At 60.3% G+C, this 23,823-nt stretch carries 24 protein-coding genes; 11 read left to right on the forward strand and 13 right to left on the reverse strand.

The window, feature by feature from the left end:
• Positions 1-34: 34 nt before the first annotated feature.
• The 4 genes from rlmD to CKW38_RS28370 all read right to left on the reverse strand — a co-directional run bounded on the left by rlmD (position 35) and on the right by CKW38_RS28370 (position 4,700).
• Positions 35-1,411: a 23S rRNA (uracil(1939)-C(5))-methyltransferase RlmD gene (gene rlmD, locus CKW38_RS28355; protein ID WP_095114427.1), complete on the reverse strand. Its 1,377-nt coding sequence runs from the start codon at positions 1,409-1,411 to the stop codon at positions 35-37.
• On the reverse strand, positions 1,411-2,313 hold the full coding sequence (cysM, locus tag CKW38_RS28360; RefSeq protein ID WP_026000780.1) for a cysteine synthase CysM: 903 nt from the start codon (positions 2,311-2,313) through the stop codon (positions 1,411-1,413). Before cysM ends, rlmD begins: the two co-directional genes overlap by 1 nt.
• Before the next feature lie 253 nt (positions 2,314-2,566).
• Positions 2,567-3,991, reverse strand: a complete 1,425-nt coding sequence (locus tag CKW38_RS28365; RefSeq protein ID WP_095114429.1) for a sensor histidine kinase — start codon at positions 3,989-3,991, stop codon at positions 2,567-2,569.
• Positions 3,978-4,700 (reverse strand): response regulator transcription factor, encoded by a 723-nt coding sequence (locus tag CKW38_RS28370; protein ID WP_095114431.1) that lies wholly within the window; start codon positions 4,698-4,700, stop codon positions 3,978-3,980. The genes CKW38_RS28365 and CKW38_RS28370 overlap by 14 nt, the downstream gene beginning before the upstream one ends.
• Positions 4,701-4,919: 219 nt before the next feature.
• Here CKW38_RS28370 and CKW38_RS28375 point away from each other — a divergent pair, with 219 nt between their 5' ends.
• Both CKW38_RS28375 and CKW38_RS28380 read left to right on the forward strand, forming a co-directional pair.
• On the forward strand, positions 4,920-7,673 hold the full coding sequence (locus tag CKW38_RS28375; protein WP_095114444.1) for a response regulator: 2,754 nt from the start codon (positions 4,920-4,922) through the stop codon (positions 7,671-7,673).
• 82 nt (positions 7,674-7,755) lie between these two features.
• Positions 7,756-8,745, forward strand: a complete 990-nt coding sequence (locus CKW38_RS28380; RefSeq protein WP_007917488.1) for a 2-hydroxyacid dehydrogenase — start codon at positions 7,756-7,758, stop codon at positions 8,743-8,745.
• Positions 8,746-8,757: 12 nt separating this feature from the next.
• On the opposite strand, the gene CKW38_RS28385 is transcribed toward CKW38_RS28380, so the two are convergent.
• Positions 8,758-9,210: a hypothetical protein gene (locus CKW38_RS28385; protein WP_095114433.1), complete on the reverse strand. Its 453-nt coding sequence runs from the start codon at positions 9,208-9,210 to the stop codon at positions 8,758-8,760.
• Positions 9,211-9,343: 133 nt separating this feature from the next.
• On the opposite strand from CKW38_RS28385, the gene CKW38_RS28390 reads away from it, so the two are divergent.
• A complete protein-coding gene (locus tag CKW38_RS28390; protein ID WP_007917492.1) occupies positions 9,344-9,778 on the forward strand; it encodes a hypothetical protein in 435 nt (144 codons plus the stop codon).
• Entirely contained in the window at positions 9,778-10,182 is a 405-nt protein-coding gene (locus CKW38_RS28395; protein ID WP_042705045.1) for an META domain-containing protein, read from the forward strand. The genes CKW38_RS28390 and CKW38_RS28395 overlap by 1 nt, the downstream gene beginning before the upstream one ends.
• A gap of 257 nt (positions 10,183-10,439) precedes the next feature.
• On the opposite strand, the gene CKW38_RS28400 is transcribed toward CKW38_RS28395, so the two are convergent.
• Positions 10,440-10,907, reverse strand: coding sequence for a TlpA disulfide reductase family protein (locus CKW38_RS28400; RefSeq protein WP_007917494.1), 468 nt, complete (start codon positions 10,905-10,907; stop codon positions 10,440-10,442).
• 113 nt (positions 10,908-11,020) lie between these two features.
• Here CKW38_RS28400 and arsC point away from each other — a divergent pair, with 113 nt between their 5' ends.
• Genes arsC through CKW38_RS28415 form a run of 3 tightly spaced genes read left to right on the forward strand, consistent with a single transcriptional unit; the run spans position 11,021 to position 12,394 of the window.
• Positions 11,021-11,374, forward strand: coding sequence for an arsenate reductase (glutaredoxin) (gene arsC, locus CKW38_RS28405; protein WP_007968707.1), 354 nt, complete (start codon positions 11,021-11,023; stop codon positions 11,372-11,374).
• Complete coding sequence (gene wrbA / locus CKW38_RS28410; RefSeq protein WP_007917508.1) at positions 11,371-11,967, forward strand: NAD(P)H:quinone oxidoreductase; 597 nt, start codon at positions 11,371-11,373, stop codon at positions 11,965-11,967. The genes arsC and wrbA overlap by 4 nt, the downstream gene beginning before the upstream one ends.
• Before the next feature lies 1 nt (position 11,968).
• Positions 11,969-12,394 carry a DUF2069 domain-containing protein gene (locus tag CKW38_RS28415; RefSeq protein ID WP_007917509.1) on the forward strand — a complete coding sequence of 142 codons (426 nt, stop codon included), beginning with the start codon at positions 11,969-11,971 and terminating at the stop codon, positions 12,392-12,394.
• Positions 12,395-12,480: 86 nt separating this feature from the next.
• Here the strand turns inward: CKW38_RS28415 and CKW38_RS28420 are convergent, their stop codons facing one another.
• Both CKW38_RS28420 and ttcA read right to left on the reverse strand, forming a co-directional pair.
• The gene (locus CKW38_RS28420; RefSeq protein ID WP_007917512.1) at positions 12,481-13,155 is read right to left on the reverse strand and encodes a DNA-3-methyladenine glycosylase I; all 675 of its coding nucleotides are present in this window, start codon (positions 13,153-13,155) and stop codon (positions 12,481-12,483) included.
• Positions 13,156-13,290: 135 nt separating this feature from the next.
• Positions 13,291-14,115, reverse strand: a complete 825-nt coding sequence (ttcA, locus tag CKW38_RS28425; protein WP_007917513.1) for a tRNA 2-thiocytidine(32) synthetase TtcA — start codon at positions 14,113-14,115, stop codon at positions 13,291-13,293.
• Positions 14,116-14,404: 289 nt separating this feature from the next.
• Here ttcA and CKW38_RS28430 point away from each other — a divergent pair, with 289 nt between their 5' ends.
• Both CKW38_RS28430 and CKW38_RS28435 read left to right on the forward strand, forming a co-directional pair.
• A complete protein-coding gene (locus tag CKW38_RS28430) occupies positions 14,405-15,007 on the forward strand; it encodes a Yip1 family protein (RefSeq protein ID WP_007917515.1) in 603 nt (200 codons plus the stop codon).
• A gap of 127 nt (positions 15,008-15,134) precedes the next feature.
• On the forward strand, positions 15,135-15,629 hold the full coding sequence (locus CKW38_RS28435) for a SprT family zinc-dependent metalloprotease (RefSeq protein WP_007917517.1): 495 nt from the start codon (positions 15,135-15,137) through the stop codon (positions 15,627-15,629).
• Between the two features lie 133 nt (positions 15,630-15,762).
• On the opposite strand, the gene CKW38_RS28440 is transcribed toward CKW38_RS28435, so the two are convergent.
• Both CKW38_RS28440 and CKW38_RS28445 read right to left on the reverse strand, forming a co-directional pair.
• Positions 15,763-16,944 carry a CaiB/BaiF CoA-transferase family protein gene (locus tag CKW38_RS28440; protein WP_095114434.1) on the reverse strand — a complete coding sequence of 394 codons (1,182 nt, stop codon included), beginning with the start codon at positions 16,942-16,944 and terminating at the stop codon, positions 15,763-15,765.
• A 145-nt stretch (positions 16,945-17,089) separates the two neighbouring features.
• Positions 17,090-18,424 (reverse strand): dicarboxylate/amino acid:cation symporter, encoded by a 1,335-nt coding sequence (locus CKW38_RS28445; protein WP_007917521.1) that lies wholly within the window; start codon positions 18,422-18,424, stop codon positions 17,090-17,092.
• Between the two features lie 351 nt (positions 18,425-18,775).
• Between CKW38_RS28445 and CKW38_RS28450 the strand changes: the two genes are divergently transcribed.
• Entirely contained in the window at positions 18,776-19,774 is a 999-nt protein-coding gene (locus tag CKW38_RS28450; RefSeq protein ID WP_095114436.1) for an AraC family transcriptional regulator, read from the forward strand.
• A gap of 192 nt (positions 19,775-19,966) precedes the next feature.
• On the opposite strand, the gene CKW38_RS28455 is transcribed toward CKW38_RS28450, so the two are convergent.
• The 3 genes from CKW38_RS28455 to CKW38_RS28465 form a co-directional block, all read right to left on the reverse strand.
• Positions 19,967-21,313: an ATP-binding protein gene (locus CKW38_RS28455; RefSeq protein WP_038367433.1), complete on the reverse strand. Its 1,347-nt coding sequence runs from the start codon at positions 21,311-21,313 to the stop codon at positions 19,967-19,969.
• A complete protein-coding gene (locus CKW38_RS28460) occupies positions 21,310-21,987 on the reverse strand; it encodes a response regulator transcription factor (RefSeq protein ID WP_007917525.1) in 678 nt (225 codons plus the stop codon). Before CKW38_RS28460 ends, CKW38_RS28455 begins: the two co-directional genes overlap by 4 nt.
• Before the next feature lie 149 nt (positions 21,988-22,136).
• Positions 22,137-22,739, reverse strand: coding sequence for a membrane protein (locus tag CKW38_RS28465; protein WP_007917526.1), 603 nt, complete (start codon positions 22,737-22,739; stop codon positions 22,137-22,139).
• 143 nt (positions 22,740-22,882) lie between these two features.
• On the opposite strand from CKW38_RS28465, the gene CKW38_RS28470 reads away from it, so the two are divergent.
• The gene (locus CKW38_RS28470; protein WP_007917527.1) at positions 22,883-23,674 is read left to right on the forward strand and encodes a dienelactone hydrolase family protein; all 792 of its coding nucleotides are present in this window, start codon (positions 22,883-22,885) and stop codon (positions 23,672-23,674) included.
• The last annotated feature ends 149 nt before the right edge of the window (positions 23,675-23,823 follow it).

A 23,823-nucleotide genomic window follows, 5' to 3' on the forward strand; every position in this document is an offset into this window, starting at 1 on the left:
CTCGCGGGGCTAAAGCGAGCGCTGCGCGGACAGGTCAGACGGATTCAGACGAGCCATCCTGGCTCGCTTCAAATAACGCCATGGCCTCGACATGTGCCGTCTGAGGAAACATATCGAGAATCCCGGCACGTTTTAACCGGTAGCCCTGCTTGATCAATTCGACCGTGTCGCGCGCCAGAGTTGCAGGGTTGCACGACACATACACCAACCGTTTGGCACCCAGGGTCGCCAGCTTGCGAACCACCTCGAAAGCACCGTCACGCGGTGGGTCCAAGAGTACCGCAGAAAAGCCGTTTCCGATCCACTGGGCATCGGTCAAAGGCTGGGATAAATCGGCTTGAAAAAACTTTGTGTTATGCAAATTGTTACTAGCGGCGTTGGCTTCGGCGCGATCAACCATGGTCTGCACACCTTCGACTGCCACCACTTCGCGCACGGCTTTGGCCAGCGGCAAAGCGAAGTTGCCCAAGCCGCAGAACAGATCCAGCACACGTTCATCGCAACCCGGTTTCAGCCAGTCCAGCGCTTGCGCCACCATCGCTTCGTTGACGCCAGCGTTGACCTGGACGAAGTCGCCCGGCCGGTAAGCCAGATCCAGATCCCACTGTTCCAGGCGATAGCCCAGCGACTGGGTCGCATCGACCGGTTGCGGCTCGCCTTCGCCATGCAGCCACAACTGCGCTTCATGGAATTGGCAGAAGTCCTTGAGGATGGTCAGATCCGCTTCGGACAACGGCGCCATGTGCCGCAGCAACACCGCCAGTGACGAGCCACTGAACAACTCGACATGCCCCAGCGCCTGCGGTTTGCTCAAACGACGAAGCATCTCCGGCAAACGGGTCATGATCGGTTGCAAGGGCTGTACCAGCACCGGACATTCGCTGATCGCGACGATGTCCTGACTGCCGGCGGCGCGGAAACCGACTTCGAGTTTCTTCGCCTTCATGTCCCAGCGCACGGCGATGCGCGCGCGACGGCGATAGCCGAATTCAGGTCCGGTCAGCGGTGCTGCCCATTCTTCAGGTTCGACACCGGCGACACGCGACAATTGCTCGGCGAGCATGCGCTGTTTCAGGGCAAGCTGTTCGTTGTGAGGCAAATGCTGGACGCTGCAACCGCCGCAACGGCCGGCGTGCTGGCAGGGTGCCGGGCGGCGCAGCTCGCTGGCCTTGAACACGCGTTCGGTGCGCGCTTCGACCACTTTGCCGTGGGCACCGAGCACCCGCGCTTCGACCTCCTCACCGGCAAGGGCGCCGAGGACGAACCAGGTCTTGCCTTCGAAAAACGCGATGCCGCGACCGTCATTGGCCAGGCGCTCGATGCTCAAGCGCTGCTTTTTGCCGGTCGGGATTTGCGCGGCCTTGCTGCCGCCCGTGGGCTGGAAGCGCAGGCCTCTCTCGTGCTTGGCCATCAGTTGGGCGCGTCGAAAATGCCGGTCGACAGGTAACGGTCGCCACGGTCGCAGATGATCGCGACGATCACCGCGTTTTCAACTTCTTTGGACAGGCGCAGCATCGCTGCCACCGCACCGCCCGAGGACACGCCGCAGAAGATGCCTTCTTCGCGGGCCAGACGCCGGGTGACGTCCTCGGCTTCGCTTTGCGCCATGTCGACGATACGGTCAACGCGATCGGCCTGATAGATCTTCGGCAGGTATTCCTGCGGCCAGCGACGGATGCCCGGAATGGCCGAGCCTTCCATCGGCTGCAGTCCGACGATCTGCACGCTGTCGCTCTGCTCTTTCAAGTAGCGCGACACGCCCATGATGGTGCCGGTGGTGCCCATCGAACTGACGAAATGAGTGATGGTGCCCTGGGTCTGACGCCAGATTTCCGGACCTGTGGTGGTGTAATGCGCTTCAGGATTGTCGCCATTGGCGAACTGATCGAGCACCTTGCCACGGCCTTCGGCTTCCATACGCTGGGCGAGGTCGCGGGCGCCTTCCATGCCTTCTTCCTGGCTGACCAGAATCAGCTCGGCACCGTACGCGGTCATTGCCGCTTTACGTTCGGCGCTGGAGTTGTCCGGCATGATCAGGATCATTTTGTAACCCTTGATCGCGGCCGCCATGGCCAGCGCGATCCCGGTGTTACCCGAGGTCGCTTCGATCAGCGTATCACCGGCATGAATCTGCCCGCGCAACTCGGCGCGAGTGATCATCGACAACGCCGGACGGTCCTTGACCGAACCCGCCGGGTTATTCCCTTCGAGCTTGAGCAATAGGGTGTTGCTGGTAGCACCGGGCAGGCGCTGCAAACGCACCAGCGGAGTGTTGCCGACGCAATCGGCGATGGTTGGGTACTGCAGGGTCATGGCGTATTCGCAATCCAGACGTGCGGGGGCGCCTATCATACCGGCAAACCCGCGCAGGCCATATCACGCAAAGTGCGGTGCTTATGGTTTATGGGAATAAGGGATTGAAAGTCGCACCAGTGGTGCGACTTTTGTGTTGAGCCATTTTCATTGGTGGTGATGCGCAGAGACTCTTCGCGAGCAGGCTCGCTCCCACAGGGAGTAGTGTCATTCGCAGAATAGTGTCAGCAGTGATGACACTATTAACTGTTGATCACACGATCTGCGGCGAACCGAGTTCCAATGTGGGAGCGAGCCTGCTCGCGAAGGCGTCAGGCGGCGCGAAATCACCCTCAGCGACCAACCGCAAATTCAACCGCAACCCCGCTCCGCTGTTCTCCGCCCAAATACTTCCACCCTGACGCTGCACGGCATTGCGCGCAATGCTCAGCCCCAAGCCAAATCCACCGTCCCCGGGCCGCGAGCCGTCGAGGCGGGTGAACGGTGAAAAGATCCGTTGCAGATCCCCTTCCGCTACGCCGCCGCCCTGATCTTCCAGCCACAGATGCCAGTAATCACCATCGCGCTGTCCATCAAGACGCACGATCCCGCTCGGCGGCGAATGCCGAATCGCGTTACGCAGAATGTTCTCCAGCGCCTGCGCCAGCGTATTCAGGTTGCCACGCACCCAGCATGAGGCCTCGACCGCGCACTGCAATTGCAGACTCGGCCAGCCGCTTTCATAACAGGCATTGTCGGTGAGCATTTCCCACAGCGCCTGGATCTGAATCGCCTCGTCGGGCAATGGCGAGCGCTCGGTATCGAGCCAGGCCAGTTGCAGGGTGTCTTCGACCAAGCGTTGCATACCGTCGACTTCACGACCTATGCGCTCACGCAGTTGCAGCAGACCTTGTTCGCTTTCACTGGCGACCCGCAAGCGGCTCAACGGTGTGCGCAATTCGTGGGACAGATCACGCAGCAGTTGCTGTTGCAAGGCGACGGTCGATTGCAGGCGTTCGGACATCGAGTCGAATGCCCGCGCAAGCTCACCGAGTTCATCCGGCCGTTGGGTGATGCCGCTCGACAGCCGTACATTCAACTGGTCGGCGCGCCAGGCGTTGGCCTGTTCGCGCAGGTTGTTCAGCGGCACGACCAGCAAGCGGTACAGACCGACACACAGCAATAACGTGAACAACCCGGGAATCACGCCGTTGGTGATGACGCGCCAGAACACCCGGTACTTGCCCGGAACAAATCGTTCGGGCAATTCGATCACCAGGCTGCCGGCAGACGGCTCTTTGGGGAAAGGAATGCGCAACCACGGCCGCCCCTGTTTGTGAATCGGCCAGTCGAGACCGCGCAGGAAGGTCAGGCGCTGCAATTCCTGATCATTGAGCGGATCATTGCTCAGCGACTGCAAATTGCCGCCGATCACGCCGACCCAACTGGCTTCGCGCAATTCCATGCTCTGCAACCAGTCATCAACACCGCTGCGTCCACCATGCTGCCACGCCTGTTCCGCTTGCGCGGCATAACGAGTGAGCGTGCCGCGCGCTTCGTCGGAGAGGAACTGGTTGCGCTCCTCCATGTAACGTCCCCACGACCAGCTCAGCCAGATCATCAGCAGACAGAAGGCCACCAGCAGAAACGCCAGTTTCCAGAACAGCGAATGCCGCCCCGGCAGTTCAGAGCGTTTCATCGGCGGCGCTCAATACGTAGCCCTTGCCCCAGACAGTCCGCACTTCACGCTCGGTGTAACCGATGGCTTTCAGTTTGCGGCGGATCTGGCTGATATGCATGTCGAGACTGCGGTCGTGGGCCGCGTAGCCGCGTTGCAAAACGTGCTGATAGAGGAAAGCTTTGCTCAGCACTTCCTCGTCATTGCGATTGAGGGTTTCCAGCAAACGGAATTCGCTGCGGGTCAGCCCGGCGGCTTGCTCGCGGAAAAACACATCGCACTGTTCATCGTCAAAACGCAGCGTACCGGCCGCCACCGGCGGCGCCAGCGATGCCGGTCGCCGATCCAGGGCAACTCGACGCAGGATCGCTTCGATGCGCACATGCAACTCGGCCATGCTGAACGGTTTGGGCAAATAGTCGTCGGCACCCAGACGGAAACCACTGATACGATCCGCCTCGGCGCCAAGAGCCGACATCAGCAGCACCGGTGTCGAATGGCTCTGGCGCAATTGCGTCAACACATTCAAACCGTCCAGGCCCGGCAACAGGATGTCCATCAGCACCACATCGAAGGGCTGGCGCCTGGCGATGCTCAGGCCTTCCTGGCCGTTCTGGCACCAGGTCACCTGAAAGCCGCTGCGGCCCAGATGTTCGTGAACATAGGCGCCGAGCACCGGATCGTCTTCGATGGAGAGAATGCGTGGCTGGCCAGCGGAAACAGGAGTCATGAGTATCTGCAAGTAATTCTCAGTTGAGACTGATTATTCAAGATTGCCGGGGATCGGGCAACTCAAGGTTGGTCCAGCCGACAAACGAACAGCGGCGCCCTGCCCCACCACGAGTGCATTTTTCCGGAGATTGCCTGCGAGCAAATCGCTACACTGCGCCCATGCCGCGTGCCGGATGCACGCATGAGTCAACAGATCAGCGGGATGCAGGAGATAGGCGTGCTCAAGAAACTGGGAATCAAAGGTCGCGTGTTGTTGCTGACCTTGTTGCCGACCAGCCTGATGGCGCTGGTGCTGGGTGGTTATTTCACCTGGACGCAGCAGTCCGACTTGCAGAGCCAATTGATGCAACGCGGCGAAATGATCGCCGAGCAACTGGCGCCGCTGGTGGCACCCGCCATGGGGCACGGCAATAGCGATCTGCTTGAACGCATCGCCACCCAGTCTCTTGAACAACCGGACGTGCGCGCGGTGACCTTCCTCGCCCCGGACCGCTCGCCGCTGGCCCATGCCGGGCCGACCATGCTCAATCAGGCGCCGAGCGGCGACAGCGCGCATTTGCAACGGCGCAGCGGCAATGACGCGACGCGTTACCTGATGCCGGTGTTCGGCAAACACCGCAACCTCGCCGGTGAACTGATCCCGGACGAATCCGACCGACTGCTCGGCTGGGTCGAATTGGAGCTGTCGCACAACGGCATGCTGCTGCGCGGTTATCGCAGCCTGTTCGCCAGCCTGTTGCTGATTGCCGCCGGTCTGGCGGGCGCGGCATTGCTGGCGTTACGCATGGGCCGCACCATCAACCGTCCGCTGAGCCAGATCAAGCAAGCCGTCGCGCAACTCAAGGACGGCCATCTGGAAACGCGTTTGCCGCCGCTCGGCAGTCAGGAGCTGGACGAACTGGCGTCGGGCATCAACCGCATGGCCGGCACCCTGCAAAACGCCCGCGAAGAACTGCAGCACAGTGTCGATCAGGCCACCGAAGACGTCCGGCAGAATCTGGAAACCATCGAGATCCAGAACATCGAACTGGACCTGGCGCGCAAAGAAGCGCTGGAAGCCAGCCGGATCAAATCCGAATTCCTCGCCAACATGAGCCACGAGATCCGCACGCCGCTCAATGGCATTCTCGGCTTCACCCACCTGTTGCAGAAAAGTGAACTGACCCCGCGCCAGCTCGATTATCTGGGCACCATCGAAAAGTCTGCCGACAGCCTGCTGGGGATCATCAACGAGATCCTCGACTTCTCGAAAATCGAGGCCGGCAAACTGGTACTCGACCACATTCCGTTCAACCTGCGCGACCTGCTACAGGACACCCTGACCATCCTCGCCCCGGCCGCACACGCCAAGCAGTTGGAGCTGGTCAGTCTGGTCTATCGCGACACCCCGCTGTCGCTGGTCGGTGACCCGCTGCGTCTGAAGCAGATCCTCACCAACCTGGTCAGCAACGCCATCAAGTTCACCCGCGAAGGCACCATCGTCGCCAGGGCGATGCTTGAAGAGGAACACGAAGACAGCGTGCAACTGCGCATCAGCATTCAGGACACTGGCATCGGCCTGTCGAATCAGGATGTGCGCGCGTTGTTCCAGGCGTTCAGTCAGGCCGACAACTCGCTGTCGCGGCAACCGGGTGGCACCGGTCTGGGGCTGGTGATTTCCAAACGCCTGATCGAACAGATGGGCGGCGAAATCGGCGTCGACAGCACGCCGGGCGAAGGCTCGGAATTCTGGATCAGCCTGAGCCTGCCGAAAACCCGTGACGACGCCGAAGATTTGCCGGCCGCGCCGTTGCTCGGGCGCCGCGTGGCGGTGCTGGAAAATCACGAACTGGCACGTCAGGCCTTGCAGCACCAACTGGAAGACTGTGGCCTCGATGTCACGCCGTTCAACACCCTCGAAAGTTTGACCAACGGCGTCACCGGCGCGCACCAGACCGATCAGGCGATCGATCTGGCGGTCATCGGCATCACCAGCAACGACATGCTGCCCGAGCGTTTGAATCAGCACATCTGGGACCTCGAACACCTCGGCTGCAAAGTGCTGGTGCTGTGCCCGACCACCGAACAGACGCTGTTCCATCTGTCGGTGCCGAACCCGCACAGCCAACTGCAAGCGAAACCGGCCTGCACGCGCAAATTGCGCCGCGCCCTGGCCGATCTGGTCAACCCGCGCCAGCCGCGCAATGAGCCAGGCGAACCGCTGTCGAGCCGCGCGCCGAAAGTGCTCTGTGTCGACGACAACCCGGCCAACCTGCTGCTGGTGCAAACCCTGCTCGAAGACATGGGTGCCAAGGTACTTGCGGTGGAAAGCGGCTACGCGGCGGTCAAAGCGGTGCAGAGCGAATCGTTCGATCTGGTGTTGATGGACGTGCAGATGCCAGGCATGGACGGCCGCCAGAGCACCGAAACCATTCGCCAGTGGGAAAGCGAGCGACACTGCACGCCGCTGCCGATCGTCGCCCTCACCGCCCACGCCATGGCCAACGAAAAACGCGCGCTGCTGCAAAGCGGCATGGATGACTACCTGACCAAGCCGATCAGCGAGCGGCAACTGGCGCAGGTGGTGCTGAAGTGGACCGGCCTGGCCTTGCGCAATCAAGGGCCGGAACGGATCAGCGACAGCGCGGCGGGCAATAACGAACTGCCGGTGCTTGATCACGAGGAAGGCTTGCGCCTGGCTGCCGGCAAGGCTGACTTGGCGGCGGACATGCTGGCCATGTTGCTCGCCTCACTGGAAGCCGACCGCGAAGCCATCCGCGCGGCGTGCGAAAACCGCGACCAGAACGCATTGATCGAGCGCGTCCATCGCCTGCACGGTGCCACCCGTTATTGCGGCGTACCGCAATTGCGCGCGGCCTGCCAGCGCAGCGAAACCCTGCTCAAGCAGGACGACCCCAAGGCTGTGGCAGCGCTGGAAGAACTGGAGCGCGCGATCAACCGGCTAGCGGCGCAAGCGAAGATCAGCGCCTGATCCACAGCAATGCCGGCCAACACCGGCAGCGCTAAAGTGGGATCGGGTGATTCAATCCGTGTCGATGTTCCAGGAGGATTTCATGCGCACGCTCGTTTTCAGTAGCCAGACCTACGACCGCGACAGCTTCCTCGCCGCCGATTGCCCGGCGGGTATCGAGCTGCACTTTCAACCGGCCCGGCTCAGCCTCGATACGGCAGCACTGGCCGACAAACACCAAGTGGTCTGTGCGTTTATCAATGATGATCTCAGCGCTGCGGTGCTGGAACGTCTGGCCGCGGGCGGCACGCGCCTGATTGCCCTACGCTCGGCGGGTTACAACCATGTTGATCTGGCTGCGGCGAAACGTCTCGGACTGGCCGTGGTGCGCGTGCCGGCCTACTCGCCGCATGCGGTGGCCGAACACGCCGTGGCGCTGATCCTGGCCCTCAACCGTCGTCTGCACCGTGCCTATAACCGCACCCGTGAAGGCGATTTCAGCCTGCATGGCCTGACCGGTTTCGACCTGGTCGGCAAAACCGTGGGAATTGTCGGCACCGGCCAGATCGGCGCCACGTTCGCCAAAATCATGCACGGCTTCGGCTGTGAGCTGCTGGCTTACGATCCTTTCCCCAACCCGGAGGTGCTGGCGTTGGGTGCGCGTTATCTGAGCCTGCCGGAACTGCTCGCGCAGTCGCGGATCATCAGCCTGCACTGCCCGCTCAACGAGCAGAGCAAACACCTGATCAACCGCGACTCGCTGGCGCACATGCAGGCCGGCGCCATGCTGATCAATACCGGCCGTGGTGGCCTGGTCGACACACCGGCACTGATCGATGCATTGAAGGACGGCCAGCTCGGCTATCTGGGGCTGGATGTTTATGAGGAAGAGGCACAACTGTTTTTCGAGGATCGCTCCGACCTGCCCCTGCAGGACGATGTGCTGGCGCGCCTGCTGACCTTCCCCAACGTGATCATCACCGCGCATCAGGCGTTTCTGACCCGCGAAGCACTGGGTGCGATTGCTGCAACCACCCTGCACAACATCGCGACCTGGGTGGCGGGAACGCCACAGAACCAGGTCGAGGGTTGAAATTTTTTCCGCTTACTTGGGTGAAAGCGAAGTCGCCAGAATCAGCATCGCCAGCCAGCCGAAGCCAAAAAAGCGCTGTTTCATCGAGTGGCCGTAGCGCAGCAGGAACCAGACGAAAAACATCGGCAGCAGGAAGATCATGATCTTCAGCCAGCCTTCCACCGGGCGACTGCCGTCGACATTGGTCTGCTCAGTGGCCGGTTGCTCGGTGGGCTGCTGGCGCCGACGCCGCGCAGCGGCCGGCATCACTTTCGGCAAAGGTTGCGGCTCAGGCGCTGGAGCACTGACTTCGGGCACAGCCTTGTTACGCGGCAGACTACCGAACGAGATTGTCGCAGCCTGAACAGGCGCGGCTACGGTTTGCGCGTGTACTGCTTGCTCCGCCATTGGAGCCCCGCAATGAATGCACGCGTTGGCTTCGGAGCTGATGCTCTTCTTGCATTCATAACATTCGATCAGCGCCATGTTCCGTTCCTTCAGATTCGAGGCCGGCAGTTTGCCATGAGTGTCGCGGCATTTGAACCGGATCGAAGGTCGCACGCGCGCATCATTCTGCAATCAAGCCCGTGCTAGCATGTCGCGCATATTTGGAGGACCCATGGTCGAACACGATTTCCGCTACACCCTGATGAACCCGCAACACACCCTCACCGAATGCCGCGCCCTCGTTCCGGGCCGCTATCAGGTCACCGGCAATGGTGGCTCGATTCGCATCGGTGACGCGCTGTTGGTCACCCTCAAAGGCAGCAAGGACTTGTCCATGCGCCTGACCGTTGAAACCGTCCGCCACCTGATCAATCCGCCGGGCCAATGGACCGCGATGACCACAGGCCCGGTGTTCGGTGAACTGGCGATCCACACCTGGCAGGTCAACTGCGACAGCTGTGCCAAAGAGCTGAGCTTCGAATTCGCCGTGGACGCCAAACTCGGTAAAACCGCCGAAAAACCGGCAGCCACCGCGCGCATCGCCGAACTGGGCTGGAAAGCCGTTGGTGACAAGCACTTGTGCCCGAAATGCCAGGTGTCGGCATGATCAAACGCCTTGCCCTGACCGCGCTGGTCGGTGCCGGCCTGGTGGGCTGTGCCGCAGAGCCTGTGCAACTGCAACAGAACCGCAGCTACATTCTGGAGTGGATCGGTGAGCGGCCGTTGATGGATTACAGCCATCTGACCGTGACCCTTGGCGATGATGGCCGCGCCTACGGCAACGGTGGCTGCAACCATTGGTTCGCGCCGTACACGCTGGACGGTGACAAGCTGACTTTCGGCAAGATCGGCAAGACCCGCAAGCTTTGTGCACCAGCGCTGATGGAGCAGGAACAACGCTTCCTGCAGGCGCTGGAGCATGTCGAGCGCTGGGACATCTCGCCGATCGAGCAGATGCGCTTCTGGCCGGCGGAAGGCAAGCCGTTGCGTTGGTGGCTGGAAGAGGGTTGATTGGCTAGACCGCCGATACCCTCATCGGAACGCCGCCCGCCTAGCCCTCTCCCAAAGGGAGAGGGGACTGATTGGGGGATATTGGGGAGCTACGCCGACTTGAACGAGTGCAACTGAATCCATAATCGACTGGGTCTTGCTTTGGCGAATCTACAATCGACTCGATCTCTCAGGTCGATGTACCTCGCCAGACACCTCGGTCGGCCCCCTCTCCCTCTGGGAGAGGGCTGGGGTGAGGGTTACTCTTTAGCGGCAACTCACTTGGTCGCCTGCAACGCCTCAAGCTTGGCCATCACCCCCGCCGCCGTCTGCTCGCCCATCAACTGTTCCCGCACCTTACCCTTGTTGTCGATGATGTACGTCACCGGCAGCGCTTCACTGCGCGGCAACTCGAACAGTTCCGCCGGATCCTGCGCCAGCACGGTGAACTTGATGCCCAGCTTTTCACTGGCGTCTTTCAGCTCCACGCCCTGCACATTGTCGAAGTTCACCCCGAACACGCCGACGTTCTTGCTCTTCAGCTCATCCGCCAAATGATTGAGTTCCGGGATTTCGGTCCGGCACGGGCCACACCATTCGGCCCAGTAGTTCAGCACTACCCATTGTTTGTCCAGACGCTCCGACGCAACCTTCTGGCCGTTCTGGTCGATACCGTAATCATTGCCGCAGCCCCCCAGCATCAACGCCCCGATTATCGTCAATGCCGCTGCCAATCGCCGTGTCATGTCGTGTTCCTTGTGAAAATTTGAAGGCGCCTGCGACCCATTGCCTCCGAAGGTTCTGGATTGCGCGCTGCACAGTTAGAATAGCCGCCACTTTACGCCAGAAGCGACCCGCCATGACCGATCTGACGCTTTATCACAATCCGCGCTGCTCGAAATCCCGCGGCGCGCTGGAGCTTCTTGAAGCCCGCGGCCTGACCCCGAACGTCGTGCGTTACCTCGAAACCCCGCTGAATGCCGCGCAAATCAAGGCCCTGCTCGGCAAGCTCGGGATCAGCGCGCGTCAGTTGCTGCGCACCGGGGAAGATGAATACAAAATGCTTCAGCTGGCTGACGAAAGCCTCAGCGAAGCGCAATTGATCGACGCCATCGCTCAGCACCCGAAACTGATGGAGCGGCCGATTCTCGAAGTCGGCGACAAAGCCGTGATCGGTCGTCCGCCGGAAAATGTGCTGGAGTTGTTGCCGTGAGCGCGCCGTACATTCTGGTGCTGTATTACAGCCGCAACGGTTCGACCAATGAAATGGCCCGGCAGATTGCCCGAGGTGTCGAGCAGGCGGGTCTCGAAGCACGCTTGCGTACGGTGCCAGCCATTTCCACCGAGTGCGAAGCGGTGTCGCCGGACATCCCGGACGAAGGCGCGTTGTATGCCACGCTCGATGACCTGAAAAACTGCGCGGGTTTGGCCCTCGGCAGCCCGACACGCTTTGGCAACATGGCCGCGCCGCTGAAATACTTCCTCGATGGCACCAGCAACCTCTGGCTGACCGGCGCCCTCGTCGGCAAACCGGCGGGTGTATTCACCTCCACCGCCAGCCTGCACGGCGGTCAGGAAACCACCTTGCTGTCGATGATGCTGCCACTGCTGCACCACGGCATGCTCATCACCGGCCTGCCGTACAGCGAATCGGCGTTGCTCGAAACCCAGGGCGGCGGTACGCCTTACGGTGCCAGTCATCACGCTGGGGCTGACGGCAAAAGTGCTCTCGATCAGCATGAAGTGGCGTTGTGTCGCGCGCTGGGTCTGCGGCTGGCGAAAACCGCTCAGAAACTGGTGGGCTGATATGGCGAAGAAGCCGAAGATTCTGCCGAGTGTCGAGTGGCTGGAGCCACGAGTGAAGGCGATGCGGGTGATTAGCCTGCTGAGCTTCTTCGCCCTCGCCGGCCTGCTGGCGGCCTACTATCTGCTGTTCGCCGATCTGCACGGCGCGCGGCCGTGGGTGATTCTGCTGGTCGAGTTGATCCCATGGATCGTGCTCGCCCCGGCAATGATCATGGGCAGCGCCCGCGGGCATTCGTGGATGTGTTTTGTGGTGAATCTGTATTTCATCAAGGGCGCACTGGCGGCGTATGACCCGAACCGGCAGTTGTTTGGTGTGCTGGAGATGGTCGCGAGTCTGGCGGTGTTCTGCTCGGCGCTGCTGTATGTGCGGTGGCGGTATCAGTTGAATCGCAAGCTGGCAGGTGAAGGCGAAATCTCCGTCGCCTGATTGAAAAGATCGCAGCCTTCGGCAGCTCCTACATTTGGCATGCGTTTCCCTGTAGGAGCTGCCGAAGGCTGCGATCTTTTAGCTGTTCAATGGTTGACGGTGTAAGCGAGCATCATCGAAATCTGGCTCATCGCCCGCCCGCCGCTCTGCTCGTGCCATTGATTGAACGCATCCTGCACAATCGCCAGATCGCGCAGACTGGTCGGCACCTTGTCGACGATCTTCTGTGCGTTCAGCGCGGCGACCACGTCGTAGCTCGGTACAAACGTGTCCTTGCCGACCATGCGCAAAAACCGTGGCGCCGACAGCCCACCCAGTTGATGACCGTGCTTTTTCAGGTAGGTCCACAGACCGACGATATCGGTCACCGGCCAGTCGGCGATCAACGCACCGAAACTGCCCTTGTCTTTCTCTACATCAAGAATGAACTGCGCATTGCGCGGCACGCTCTTGAGCTTGCCCAGGTGACGGATGATCCGCGCATCCTGCATTAAACGCTCAAGGTGTTCGGCGCTCATCAGCACGACTTTTTCCGGGTCGAACTTGAAGAACACTTCTTCGAAGGCTGGCCACTTGGCGTCGACCAGACTGTGCTTGAGGCCGGCGCGGAACACACGCAGGGCCATGGTCGAGAGGTAGCGGTCGTCGCTGATCTTGCGCAGTTGCGCCGGGGTCTTGGGAACGGGCAGATGGGCTTCCAGTTCAGCCGCCGAACCGAAGCGGTTCAGACAGTATTCGTGCAGCCACTTGTAATCGCGCATGCCCTCTCCTATTGAATGAAGCGAAGAAACCAATGTGGGAGCGAGCCTGCTCGCGAAGTGGGAGTCCCAGTCAACAAATCAGTTGAATGACACACCGCTTTCGCGAGCAGGCTCGCTCCCACATTTGAAATGTGTTTACAAGTTGACGACGTTGACGAAGCGCGAAGCGGCGGTCTCGTCGATCTTCAGGCTGGTGAAGTCGAACAGGTTGCGGTCGGCCAGTTGCGACGGGATCACGTTCTGCAGACTGCGGAAGATGCTTTCGGTTCGGCCCGGGGTCTTGCGTTCCCAGTCCTGCAGCATTTCCTTGACCACCTGACGCTGCAAGTTTTCCTGCGAACCGCAGAGGTTGCACGGGATGATCGGGAATTCCTTGAGGTCCGAATACGCCTGAATGTCTTTCTCGTTGCAGTACGCCAGTGGACGGATGACTACGTTGCGACCGTCATCGGCGCGCAGCTTCGGCGGCATTGCCTTGAGCGAGCCGTTGAAAAACATGTTGAGGAAGAACGTCTCGACGATGTCGTCACGGTGGTGACCGAGGGCCATTTTCGTCGCGCCGATTTCGTCGGCGAAGGTGTACAGCGTGCCGCGACGCAGGCGCGAGCACAGCGAGCAGGTGGTCTTGCCTTCCGGGATCAGTTCCTTGACCACCGAATAGGTGTCTTTCTCGACGATGTGGTACTCGACGCCCAGCTCTTTCAGGTAGGCCGGCAGCACATGCTCAGGGAAGCCCGGCTGTTTCTGGTCCATGTTCACCGCGACGATCTCGAACTTGATCGGGGCAACCTTCTGCAGGTGCAGCAGCACGTCGAGCATGGTGTAGCTGTCTTTGCCCCCGGACAGGCAGACCATGACCTTGTCGCCATCTTCAATCATGTTGAAATCGGCGACCGCTTCGCCGGCCAGGCGGCGCAGGCGCTTTTGCAGTTTGTTCTGGTTGACCGTAAGAGTGCCCATGACGCGAAATCCGTGAGGTGTGACGAAAGGCCGGCATTTTACGCAAAAACCCCGGGGTTGTGGGCACAGGTTGTCGTAGCCCGGAGATGGAACGTTTACAGACCCCGAGGCGATTACGCCCTGTTTTTACAGCGCGATTTGCTCTAAGCCCCTAATACCTGTGCGGTTAAGACCTTTCTATACTGCGACATAAGGTCGCACACAATCTGAAGACCTGTATTTGCTCGGCCACCTTGGCCCGTAGGCGCTCCGCTGGGGGGCGATGGCAATAACAAGAGGAGTGACTGGCATGATCCATCACGTAGTGGGACTTTTTACCCACCCCGATCAGGAATGGAAGGAAATCCGTGGCGACCAAGAGGAAAGCATCAGCCACATGTACCTGACACACACGCTGATTCTGGCGGCTATCCCCGCTGTCTCGGCCTTTATCGGCACCACACAGGTCGGCTGGGTAATCGGCAATCGCGCGCCGGTCATGCTCACCGTCGAAAGCGCGATCTGGATGACCGTCATGTCGTACCTGGCCATGCTCGGCGGGGTCGCGGTCATGGGCGCCTTTGTGCACTGGATGGCTCGCACCTACGACGCCAATCCAAGTCTGGCCCGTTGTGTGGCCTTCGCCACCTACACCGCGACACCGTTGTTTGTCGGCGGGCTGGCGGCGTTGTATCCGCACATGTGGCTGGGGATGATCGTCGGCACGGCGGCCATCTGCTACACGGTGTATCTGTTGTACGTGGGGCTGCCGACGTTCATGAATATTCCGTCGGATGAAGGCTTCCTGTTTTCCAGCTCGGTGCTGGCGGTGGGTCTGGTGGTGCTGGTAGCCATCATGGCGTTCACCGTGATCGTCTGGGGGCTGGGCGTTGGTCCCGTCTATACGAACTGACTCGCCAAACCAATCAGAGGCCGCCGCAAGGCGGCCTTGTCGTTTGCCGGATGACCATTCGGCAGCTCGGCGATTCGCAAGTCCGGGGCGTTACGGCATACTCGACGTCTATGGAGATCCATCAAGCATGCCCGAGCAACTCAATACCCGCGTCGAAGACTGTTACCAACTCGCAGAATCCTTTTTCAAACGTTCCTTCCCACGCCCTGTCGTCAGCCTCAAGCTGCGCGGGCAAAAGGCCGGTGTCGCGCATCTGCACGAGAACCTGCTGCGCTTCAACCCGCAGTTATACCGGGAAAACACCGAGCACTTCCTCAAGCAGACCGTGGCCCACGAGGTTGCGCACCTGATCGCCCATCAGTTGTTTGGCGAGCGCATTCAGCCCCACGGCGAGGAATGGCAACTGATCATGCGCGGCGTTTACGAACTGCCGCCGGATCGCTGCCACACCTATGCAATCAAGCGCCGCAGCGTGACCCGCTATATCTACAAATGCCCGTGCGCCGACAGTGATTTCCCGTTTTCGGCGCAGCGCCATAGCCTGGTGCGGCAGGGGCGGCGTTACCTGTGTCGCCGATGCCGCAACACGTTGGTGTTCAGTGGTGAGATGCGCGTCGAATAGTCAGTTTGTGTCGCCCTGACTGGCCCCATCGCTGGCAAGCCAGCTCCCACAGGTTTAGGTGTCTTACACAGAATCTGTGGACACCTCGAAAACTGTGGGAGCTGGCTTGCCAGCGATGAGGCCAGAACAGGCACTAAAGAATGACTTTGGCCCGGCGCAGCTCTTCAATTTTCGAAGGACTCAACCCCAACTCCGCCAACACCTGATCCGTATGCTGCCCCAACACCGCGCCAACATGCCGCGGCGCCGGCAACGCTTGGGAAAACTTCAACGGACAGGCCATCTGCGCCTGCGTCGAACCATCCCCGCGCGGCACCTGCGTCACCAGTTCCCGCGCCTGCAACTGCGGATGGCGCACCGCCTCACCCAGACTCAATACCGGCTCGACACACGCATCGATCCCGGCAAACATCTCGCACAACTCAGCAAAGTCGTGTTTTTCGAACTCGACCGTCAGCGCGTACTTCAATGCCCGCTGCTGCTCGGGCTTTGAGGACAAGCCCTGCGCCGCCAACTCCGGCCGCCCCAACGCCGTACACAGTTGCTGCATGAACCCCGGTTCCAGACTGCCCACCGACATCCAGCGGCCATCGCGGGAACGGTAATAATCGTAAAAGCTGCCGCCGTTGAGCATCTGGTCTTCCCACGCAGGTTCTTCGCCGCAAGCCAGATAGCCGGCACCGGCCATGGCATTCAGGCTGAACGCGCAATCGGTCATGCTCACATCCAGATGCGTGCCCTGCCCGCTCTGCTGACGCGCAATCACCGCGGCCAACAAGCCGATCACTCCGTGCAATGAGCCTCCGGCCACATCCGCCACCTGCATGCCCAACGGCAACGGCCCGCTGTCGGCGCGACCGGTGTAGCTGGCCAGCCCCGCCAGCGCGAGATAGTTGATGTCATGCCCGGCGCGGTCCTTGTATGGCCCGGTCTGGCCGTAACCGGTAATCGACACGTAAATAAGCTTCGGGTTGATCGCCTTCAGCGCTTCATAGCCCAGGCCCAGACGCTCCATTACACCGGGACGAAACTGCTCGAGGACGATGTCGTAATCGGCCAGCAACTGCTTGATCACTTCCACGGCTTCAGGCTGTTTCAGATCCAGCGCCAGGCTGCGCTTGTTGCGATTGAGGTAGGCGTGACTGGCCGAGACTCCGCCATCATGTGGCGGCAATACCCGCAGCAGGTCCATGCGCGTTGGTGATTCGATGCGCAGCACTTCAGCGCCCATGTCCGCCAGCAACAGCGAGGCGAACGGCCCCGGCAGCAGCGTCGAGAAATCGAGGATTTTCAGTGAGGCCAGCGGTGCGGACATGGGCGAACTCCTTGGGCGATGCACTCAGCCTAGGCAGCGATGCCGTGTACGGCAATCACCGGAAATGTCAGCGGGTATGACCGTTACGCTCAAATCGCAGGCAAGAAAAAACCCGCCGAAGCGGGTTTTTCCAGGCAAACAGGGCTTACTTCACATTGCTTGGGGTTGGGCCTTCAGCCACACCCAGGTCATCTTCTTCACGCTCGTCGGAGATACCGCGACCGCCCGAGGCCAGTTCGGTTTGCAGCTGATCGGTATCCAGCTCCTTGACCCACTTGGCAACCACGATGGTCGCTACAGCGTTACCAACCAGGTTGGTCAGTGCGCGCGCTTCGGACATGAAGCGGTCGATACCGAGGATCAGCGCCAGACCGGCCACCGGCAGGTGACCGACCGCCGACAGGGTCGCTGCCAGTACGATGAAGCCCGAGCCGGTCACACCGGCTGCGCCTTTGGAGGACAGCAGCAATACCAGCAGCAGAGTGATCTGGTGGGTGATGTCCATGTGGGTATCAGTCGCCTGAGCGATGAACACGGCCGCCATGGTCAGGTAGATCGAAGTACCGTCGAGGTTGAACGAGTAACCGGTCGGGATCACCAGACCTACTACGGATTTCTTCGCGCCCAGACGCTCCATCTTGATCAGCATGCGTGGCAGTGCCGATTCCGACGAAGACGTGCCCAGTACGATCAACAGCTCTTCACGGATGTAACGCACCAGTTTAAACACGCTGAAACCGTGAGCACGGCAGATCGCACCCAGCACCACCACCACGAACAGGATGCAGGTGATGTAGAAGCAGATCATCAACTGGCCCAGTTGCACCAGCGAGCCGACGCCGTAAGCACCGATGGTGAAGGCCATCGCGCCGAAAGCACCCAGCGGCGCCAGTTTCATGATCATGTTGATGATGTTGAACATGACGTGGGCGAAGCGATCGATCATGTCCAGCAGCGGACGACCGTACGAACCCAAGCGATGCAGGGCGTAGCCGAAGATCACCGAGAACATCAGCACTTGCAGGATGTCACCGGTGGCGAACGCGCCGACGATGGTGTTCGGGATTACATTGAGGAGGAAACCGACAATGCTCTGGTCTTTACTGGCCGTCACATAAGTGGCGATTTTCGAGGCGTCCAGGGTGGTGACGTCGATGTGCATGCCGGCGCCCGGTTGCACAACGTTGACCACGATCAGACCGATCAGCAGGGCAATGGTGGAAACGATTTCGAAGTACAGCAGCGCGTAGCCGCCGGTCTTGCCCACGGATTTCATGTTCTGCATGCCGGCGATGCCGCTGACAACGGTACAGAAGATGATCGGGGCGATGACCATTTTGATCAGTTTGATGAACCCGTCACCCAGCGGCTTGAGGGCCACACCGGTCTGAGGGTAGAAGTGACCAAGCAGGATGCCGATGGCGATGGCAACGATCACCTGGAAATACAGGGATTTGTACAGTGGCTGACGAGTCGTCATTGCAGGTTTCCTCAAGCGTCCCGCGTGGCAACATCCATCTGTTGGCCGCGAAACCTTAATTGCGAACCCTCCTGCACTGGAGGGATTTGTTGTTGGAGCAGCGTTTTCCATCAGGGCCAAACGCACGCTTCTGTGGCTTGTATCGCAAACGTCGTGCCACTTTGGTGCGATTGCCTGCAAGCCTTTTGATATCAGGGATTACAGGTTCATCGATGTCACCATCCGGTGACTGAAGTGTGGCGGATTTCCGCCAACTCGCCGCTTCTCGTCCTACAATTTGGCGGAAATCCGCCTTGTCGATGCATCCAGCCCGCCGCTACCATCCGGCGCCTGAAGAAGGATCTGCCGCTTATGCGCGAACGCACCATCGCCAGTCATTTTGCCCGTGCCGCCCTCGGTGGCGCACGCCGCGTGGGTTTCGATTACTCGGGCCTGCTGCTGCAACTGGGCATCAGCCCGGAATTGCTCGACGAACCTCGCGCGCGCATTGCTCCGGAACAATTCACCCGCTTGATTCAGGGCCTGTGGCTGGCGCTGGACGACGAATACCTGGGTTTCGGCAACGCACCAAGCAAACCCGGCAGTTTCGCCATGATGTGCCACGCCTCGATTCACTGCCGCAATCTGGAAAAAGCCCTGCAACGCGGCTTATTGTTTTATAGCCTATTCCCCGAAGCCCCGCGCCTGAGCCTGGCGCGCGAAGACGAATGGGTGCGCCTGAGCCTCGATGATTCGCAGATGTGGGACCCGGATCACTTTCTCACCGAGAGTCTGCTGGTGATCTGGCATCGCCTCGGCAGTTGGCTGATCGGCCAGCGGATTCGCCTCGAACAGGCGAGCTTCAGCTATCCACGCCCCGAGCATGGCGCCGAATATGACCTGTTGTTCCCCTGCCCGCTAACCTTCGGCACCGAGCAAAGCAGCCTTTTATTCCACAGCCGCTATCTGTCTATGCCGCTGTTGCAGGACGAACGCACGCTCAAACACTTCCTCGAACGCTCCCCCGCCGACCTGCTCTCGCGCCCGGACGACGGCGACAGTCTGAGTAGCCGTTTGCGCCGCTTGCTCAGCCGTGACACTGCAAATTGGCCGGATCTGGACGCGGTGGCGGCGCACTTGCACATCAGCCCGCAGACCTTGCGCCGGCACTTGCGTGAGGAAGGCACGAGTTTTCAGGAGTTGAAGGATCAGTTGCGGCGGGATATCGCCATTTATCATTTGGGGCGGGCGGATCTGTCGTTGCAACAGATTGCCGAGCAGTTGGGGTTTTCCGAACCGTCGGCGTTTCATCGGGCGTTCAAGAAGTGGACGGGGTTGACGCCGGGGGCGTATCGGGCGCAGGAGCAGTGAGACGCCAAATCAAAAGCCCCTCACCCTAACCCTCTCCCGGGGGGAGAGGGGACTGATTGGGGGATACTCGGTAAATACGCCGACCTGCAGGCTCTCTATTGAATCCATATTCGCTGCAAATCGCTCAGGTCGATAATTTTCCAAAGACACTTCGGTCAGTCCCCTCTCCTTCTGGGAGAGGGCAACTCCCAATCACACCGCCGGAAAATGAATCCTGAACGCCGCCCCACCCATCGGCGAATCCCCCAGCGCGAGTTTGGCGTTGTAGCTTTCGATAATATCCTTGACCACCGCCAACCCGATCCCTTGCCCCGGATGCTGGGCATCCAGGCGTTCACCACGCTCGAGGATCCGCGCACGCTGATCCGGCGGCACACCGGGGCCGTCATCTTCGACGCACAGTTCAATCCCGGCCAGAGTCTCACGCACGCTGATACGCACTTCGCCCAGACACAGGCGATAAGCGTTTTCCAGCAAGTTGCCCATCATCTCCAGCAAGGCACCCTGCTCGATCGGCACATAGCAGTGCTCAGGCAGATCAAAGGCCACGCGCACATGCTTGTCGCGGTACACCTTGTCGAGGGTGTCGCACAGGCTTTTCAGCACCGGTTGCAAGCGCACCTGATGTCGCACCAGTCCGCTTTTGCGCAAACTGGCCCGTTGCAGTTGATAGCTGATCTGCTGGCTCATGCGTTCGATCTGACTCTGCAGCACCCACGCTTGATCGCGTTCTTCGGGACGTTGGGCCATGTCCTCGCTAACCCCTTGCAACACCGCCAACGGCGTTTTCAGGCTGTGCGCCAGATCATCGAGGGAATCGCGATAACGACTGCGCTGCTGGCGCTCGCTGTGCAGCAAACGGTTGAGCGAGCCGGTCAGGCGCAGCAGTTCACGTGGGTGTTGTTCGGTGAGGCTTTCACGGGTGCCGCCTTCGATTTCGTCGAGCTCCTGACTGAGCCGGCGCAGCGCTTTGAGGCCCCAGGTCAGGCCGATCCACAACAGCGCCAGCAATACCAGTAATGCCGCGCCGAAGCCTAGATAGAGATTTTCGCGCAGGCCTTCGAGGGTGGTTTCGTACTCGCGCACCGGTTGCAGGGCGACGATGCTGAACGCCGCGCTTTTGCCGCCGAGCAGTTTGACTTCGACGTCATAGACGAAGAATTCCTGGCCATTGCTTTCGCGGATCCGCGCGAACTCATTACCGAGTCCGTCGTAGCGCGGTTTGTAGTTGATCTGCTCTTCCTGAGTCGCCTTCGAGCGCCAGACCAGATGCCCCTCGCGATCGTAGATATAGCCGAGCAAACGGAAATCGGTGAGGTTGAAACGCTCATCCGGCAGTTGCGTCGGCATCACCAACCGACCGTTTTCAATGCGCGCGGCAGAAATCAGCGTAGTGACGTCCGAGGCCAGCCGCTGCTCGATCGAGTCTTGCAGCGCCAGGCTGAACGCGCCTTGCATCGCCGGCAGCAAAGCGAGCATGAACAACACCGCCAACGTCGTGGCGGCGAGCATCAAGCGAACGCGCAGAGAACGAATCAAGTGCAGCGCTCATTGAACAGGTAGCCGAGGCCGCGCACGGTGTCGATCGGCTTGAACCCGGCCGGCCCTTCGAGTTTGCGCCGCAGACGGCCGACCAGCACTTCGATGACATTCGGATCGCGCTCGTCGTCATCCGGATAGAGCTGCTCCATCAAGCGATCCTTGGGCACCACTTGCTGGTGATGACGCATGAGGTATTCGAGGATGCGGTACTCGTAGGCGGTCAGCGCCAAAGGTTGTTCGTCGAGGCTCGCCTGTTTGCGATTGAGGTCGAGCAGCAGCGGGCCGGCAACGATGGTCGACTGAGTGAACCCGCTGGAACGGCGCAGCAAGGCATTCAAACGCGCGTCGAGTTCTTCGAACTGGAACGGCTTGACCACGTAATCGTCGGCACCGGCGGCGAGGCCTTCGACCTTGTCCTGCCAGTTGCCGCGCGCGGTGAGGATGAGGATCGGGAAGGTCTTGCCGCCCGCGCGCAACTGGCGAATCAGGTCGAGACCGCCCATGCCCGGCAGGCCGAGATCGATCACCGCCAGGTCAAAGTTGAACTGTCCGGTCTGGTACAGCGCCTCCTCGGCATTGGCCACGGACTCGACCACGTGGCCACTTTCCGTCAGGCGGGTTTGCAGGTGATGGCGCAAGAGCGCTTCATCTTCGACGACCAACAGTTTCATAACACTCTCCCGGGCAAATCAGAATCTCCAGTCACACACCTGTGGGAGCGAGCCTGCTCGCGAAGGCGATGGCTCAGTCGACCTCTCATCGACTGAACCGGCGCTTTCGCGAGCAGGCTCGCTCCCACATTGAACCTGCTGGCAACTCCTTAGAAATTGTAGTTGGCCGACAGGTAAGTCTGCGCGCTGCTGGTCAAATCCAGCGAGCCTTGCTTGCTGCCGCCGCTCTCTTTCATTTCAGTGCTGGCGTTGCTGCGCAGGTAACGGTAACCAAGTTCGACCGAGGTGTTCTGCGAGACTTGCTGCAACACACCGAACTGGCCGCCAACCGCATAACCGATGTCACTGTCGCGGCTGTAGCTCGGCGAATCCTGAGTCAGCTTGGTCAAACCCGCCGTCGCGCCACCGAACAGCTTGGTGCTGCCACCCACCGGGTAGAACAGATCGTAGCTGCCCAGCAGGTTTTCCTGACGCAGTTTAATGCCATTGTGCGAACCGGACACGTTGTCGTAGGTGGCGTAGTAGCGACCCTGGCTGTTTTGCTGACCGAGGCGGACGCCGTAGGTGTTGTTGCCGTCGATGGCGCCAGTGGCGTTCGGGTGGTCGAGGTTGTTGTTCAGCGAGTTGGATTTGTTGATCTTGTCACTGGTCTGGCCGAAGGACAGGCCGGCGAAGTTCGAAGTGGTGTCGGCCTGGGCCGCGATACTGGCGCTCATTACGGTCAATGCCAGCAACAGTTTGTTAAAAGTCATGGGTATTTCCTCTTTCACAGTGCTGTTTGGGTATGGCGCAAGGTTACTGACCTTCCCCTGTACCGCCCCTGAACCGTCTCTGAACCCGACCTGAACCAAATGAACTAGGCTGATTTGACCGTTTATTGTCAGGAGATCCGACCATGCGCCTGTTCCTTGCCCTCATTTTGCTGGCCGTCAGCAGCCTCACTCAGGCAGCGATCAAGACCGAGGAAATCCCCTATCAAAGCGCCGATGGCACAAAGCTGATCGGCTACTACGCCTATGACGACGCCATCAAAGGCAAACGTCCGGGTGTCGTCGTGGTGCACGAATGGTGGGGCCTGAACGATTACGCCAAACGCCGCGCACGCGATCTCGCCGCACTCGGCTACAGCGCGTTGGCGATCGATATGTACGGCGAAGGCAAGAACACCGAACATCCAAAAGACGCGATGGCGTTCATGCAGGCAGCGACTCAGGATGCGGCGGCTTCCAGCAAGCGCTTTGAGGCCGGGCTGAATTTGCTGAAGCAGCAGCCGCAGACCGACGCCAACAAAATCGCCGCTATCGGTTACTGCTTTGGCGGTGGCGTGGTGCTCAACGCCGCGCGGCAAGGTGAACCGTTGGCGGGCGTGGTGAGTTTCCACGGCGCGCTGGCGACCAAAACCCCGGCGACGCCCGGCAGTGTGAAAGCGAAGATTCTGGTCGAGCACGGTGCGCTGGACAGCATGGTCACTGCCGACAATGTCACGGCGTTCAAAGCGGAAATGGACAAGGCTGGCGCTGACTATAAGTTCGTCAGCCTTGACGGTGCCAAGCATGGCTTCACCAATCCGGATGCCGATCGCCTCAGCCATGGCGAGCACGGTGGCCCGGACATCGGGTACAACAAGGCCGCGGATGAAAAATCCTGGGCGGACATGAAAGCGTTCTTGCAGAAAATCTTTAGCTGAACAGGAACACCGCGGCGCGGCCTTCGCGAGCAGGCTCGCTTGTATGGTAGGACTTGAAGGGAGGAGGAGGGACAAGGCTCGATTCTGACTGTTGACGCAGCACAGACCGTGGGAGATTTCGCCCCTCCTCCTTTCACCCAAGCGCCGAT

Origin of the sequence: Pseudomonas sp. Irchel 3H7 (assembly GCF_900187605.1) — a bacterium.
Classification (GTDB): Bacteria; Pseudomonadota; Gammaproteobacteria; order Pseudomonadales; family Pseudomonadaceae; genus Aquipseudomonas.

What these genes read in the sequence shown, in the direction of transcription:
- CKW38_RS28430 (WP_007917515.1), top strand. Translation starts at nt 14,405, where the DNA reads ATGATCCATCACGTAGTGGGACTTTTTACCCACCCCGATCAGGAATGG.
- CKW38_RS28415 (WP_007917509.1), top strand. Translation starts at nt 11,969, where the DNA reads ATGGCGAAGAAGCCGAAGATTCTGCCGAGTGTCGAGTGGCTGGAGCCA.
- CKW38_RS28435 (WP_007917517.1), top strand. Translation starts at nt 15,135, where the DNA reads ATGCCCGAGCAACTCAATACCCGCGTCGAAGACTGTTACCAACTCGCA.
- rlmD (WP_095114427.1), bottom strand. Translation starts at nt 1,411, where the DNA reads ATGGCCAAGCACGAGAGAGGCCTGCGCTTCCAGCCCACGGGCGGCAGC.
- CKW38_RS28370 (WP_095114431.1), bottom strand. Translation starts at nt 4,700, where the DNA reads ATGACTCCTGTTTCCGCTGGCCAGCCACGCATTCTCTCCATCGAAGAC.
- CKW38_RS28450 (WP_095114436.1), top strand. Translation starts at nt 18,776, where the DNA reads ATGCGCGAACGCACCATCGCCAGTCATTTTGCCCGTGCCGCCCTCGGT.
- CKW38_RS28420 (WP_007917512.1), bottom strand. Translation starts at nt 13,155, where the DNA reads ATGCGCGATTACAAGTGGCTGCACGAATACTGTCTGAACCGCTTCGGT.
- CKW38_RS28440 (WP_095114434.1), bottom strand. Translation starts at nt 16,944, where the DNA reads ATGTCCGCACCGCTGGCCTCACTGAAAATCCTCGATTTCTCGACGCTG.
- CKW38_RS28380 (WP_007917488.1), top strand. Translation starts at nt 7,756, where the DNA reads ATGCGCACGCTCGTTTTCAGTAGCCAGACCTACGACCGCGACAGCTTC.
- CKW38_RS28385 (WP_095114433.1), bottom strand. Translation starts at nt 9,210, where the DNA reads ATGGCGCTGATCGAATGTTATGAATGCAAGAAGAGCATCAGCTCCGAA.
- CKW38_RS28365 (WP_095114429.1), bottom strand. Translation starts at nt 3,991, where the DNA reads ATGAAACGCTCTGAACTGCCGGGGCGGCATTCGCTGTTCTGGAAACTG.
- arsC (WP_007968707.1), top strand. Translation starts at nt 11,021, where the DNA reads ATGACCGATCTGACGCTTTATCACAATCCGCGCTGCTCGAAATCCCGC.
- CKW38_RS28445 (WP_007917521.1), bottom strand. Translation starts at nt 18,424, where the DNA reads ATGACGACTCGTCAGCCACTGTACAAATCCCTGTATTTCCAGGTGATC.
- CKW38_RS28470 (WP_007917527.1), top strand. Translation starts at nt 22,883, where the DNA reads ATGCGCCTGTTCCTTGCCCTCATTTTGCTGGCCGTCAGCAGCCTCACT.
- ttcA (WP_007917513.1), bottom strand. Translation starts at nt 14,115, where the DNA reads ATGGGCACTCTTACGGTCAACCAGAACAAACTGCAAAAGCGCCTGCGC.
- CKW38_RS28390 (WP_007917492.1), top strand. Translation starts at nt 9,344, where the DNA reads ATGGTCGAACACGATTTCCGCTACACCCTGATGAACCCGCAACACACC.
- CKW38_RS28400 (WP_007917494.1), bottom strand. Translation starts at nt 10,907, where the DNA reads ATGACACGGCGATTGGCAGCGGCATTGACGATAATCGGGGCGTTGATG.
- CKW38_RS28465 (WP_007917526.1), bottom strand. Translation starts at nt 22,739, where the DNA reads ATGACTTTTAACAAACTGTTGCTGGCATTGACCGTAATGAGCGCCAGT.
- cysM (WP_026000780.1), bottom strand. Translation starts at nt 2,313, where the DNA reads ATGACCCTGCAGTACCCAACCATCGCCGATTGCGTCGGCAACACTCCG.
- CKW38_RS28460 (WP_007917525.1), bottom strand. Translation starts at nt 21,987, where the DNA reads ATGAAACTGTTGGTCGTCGAAGATGAAGCGCTCTTGCGCCATCACCTG.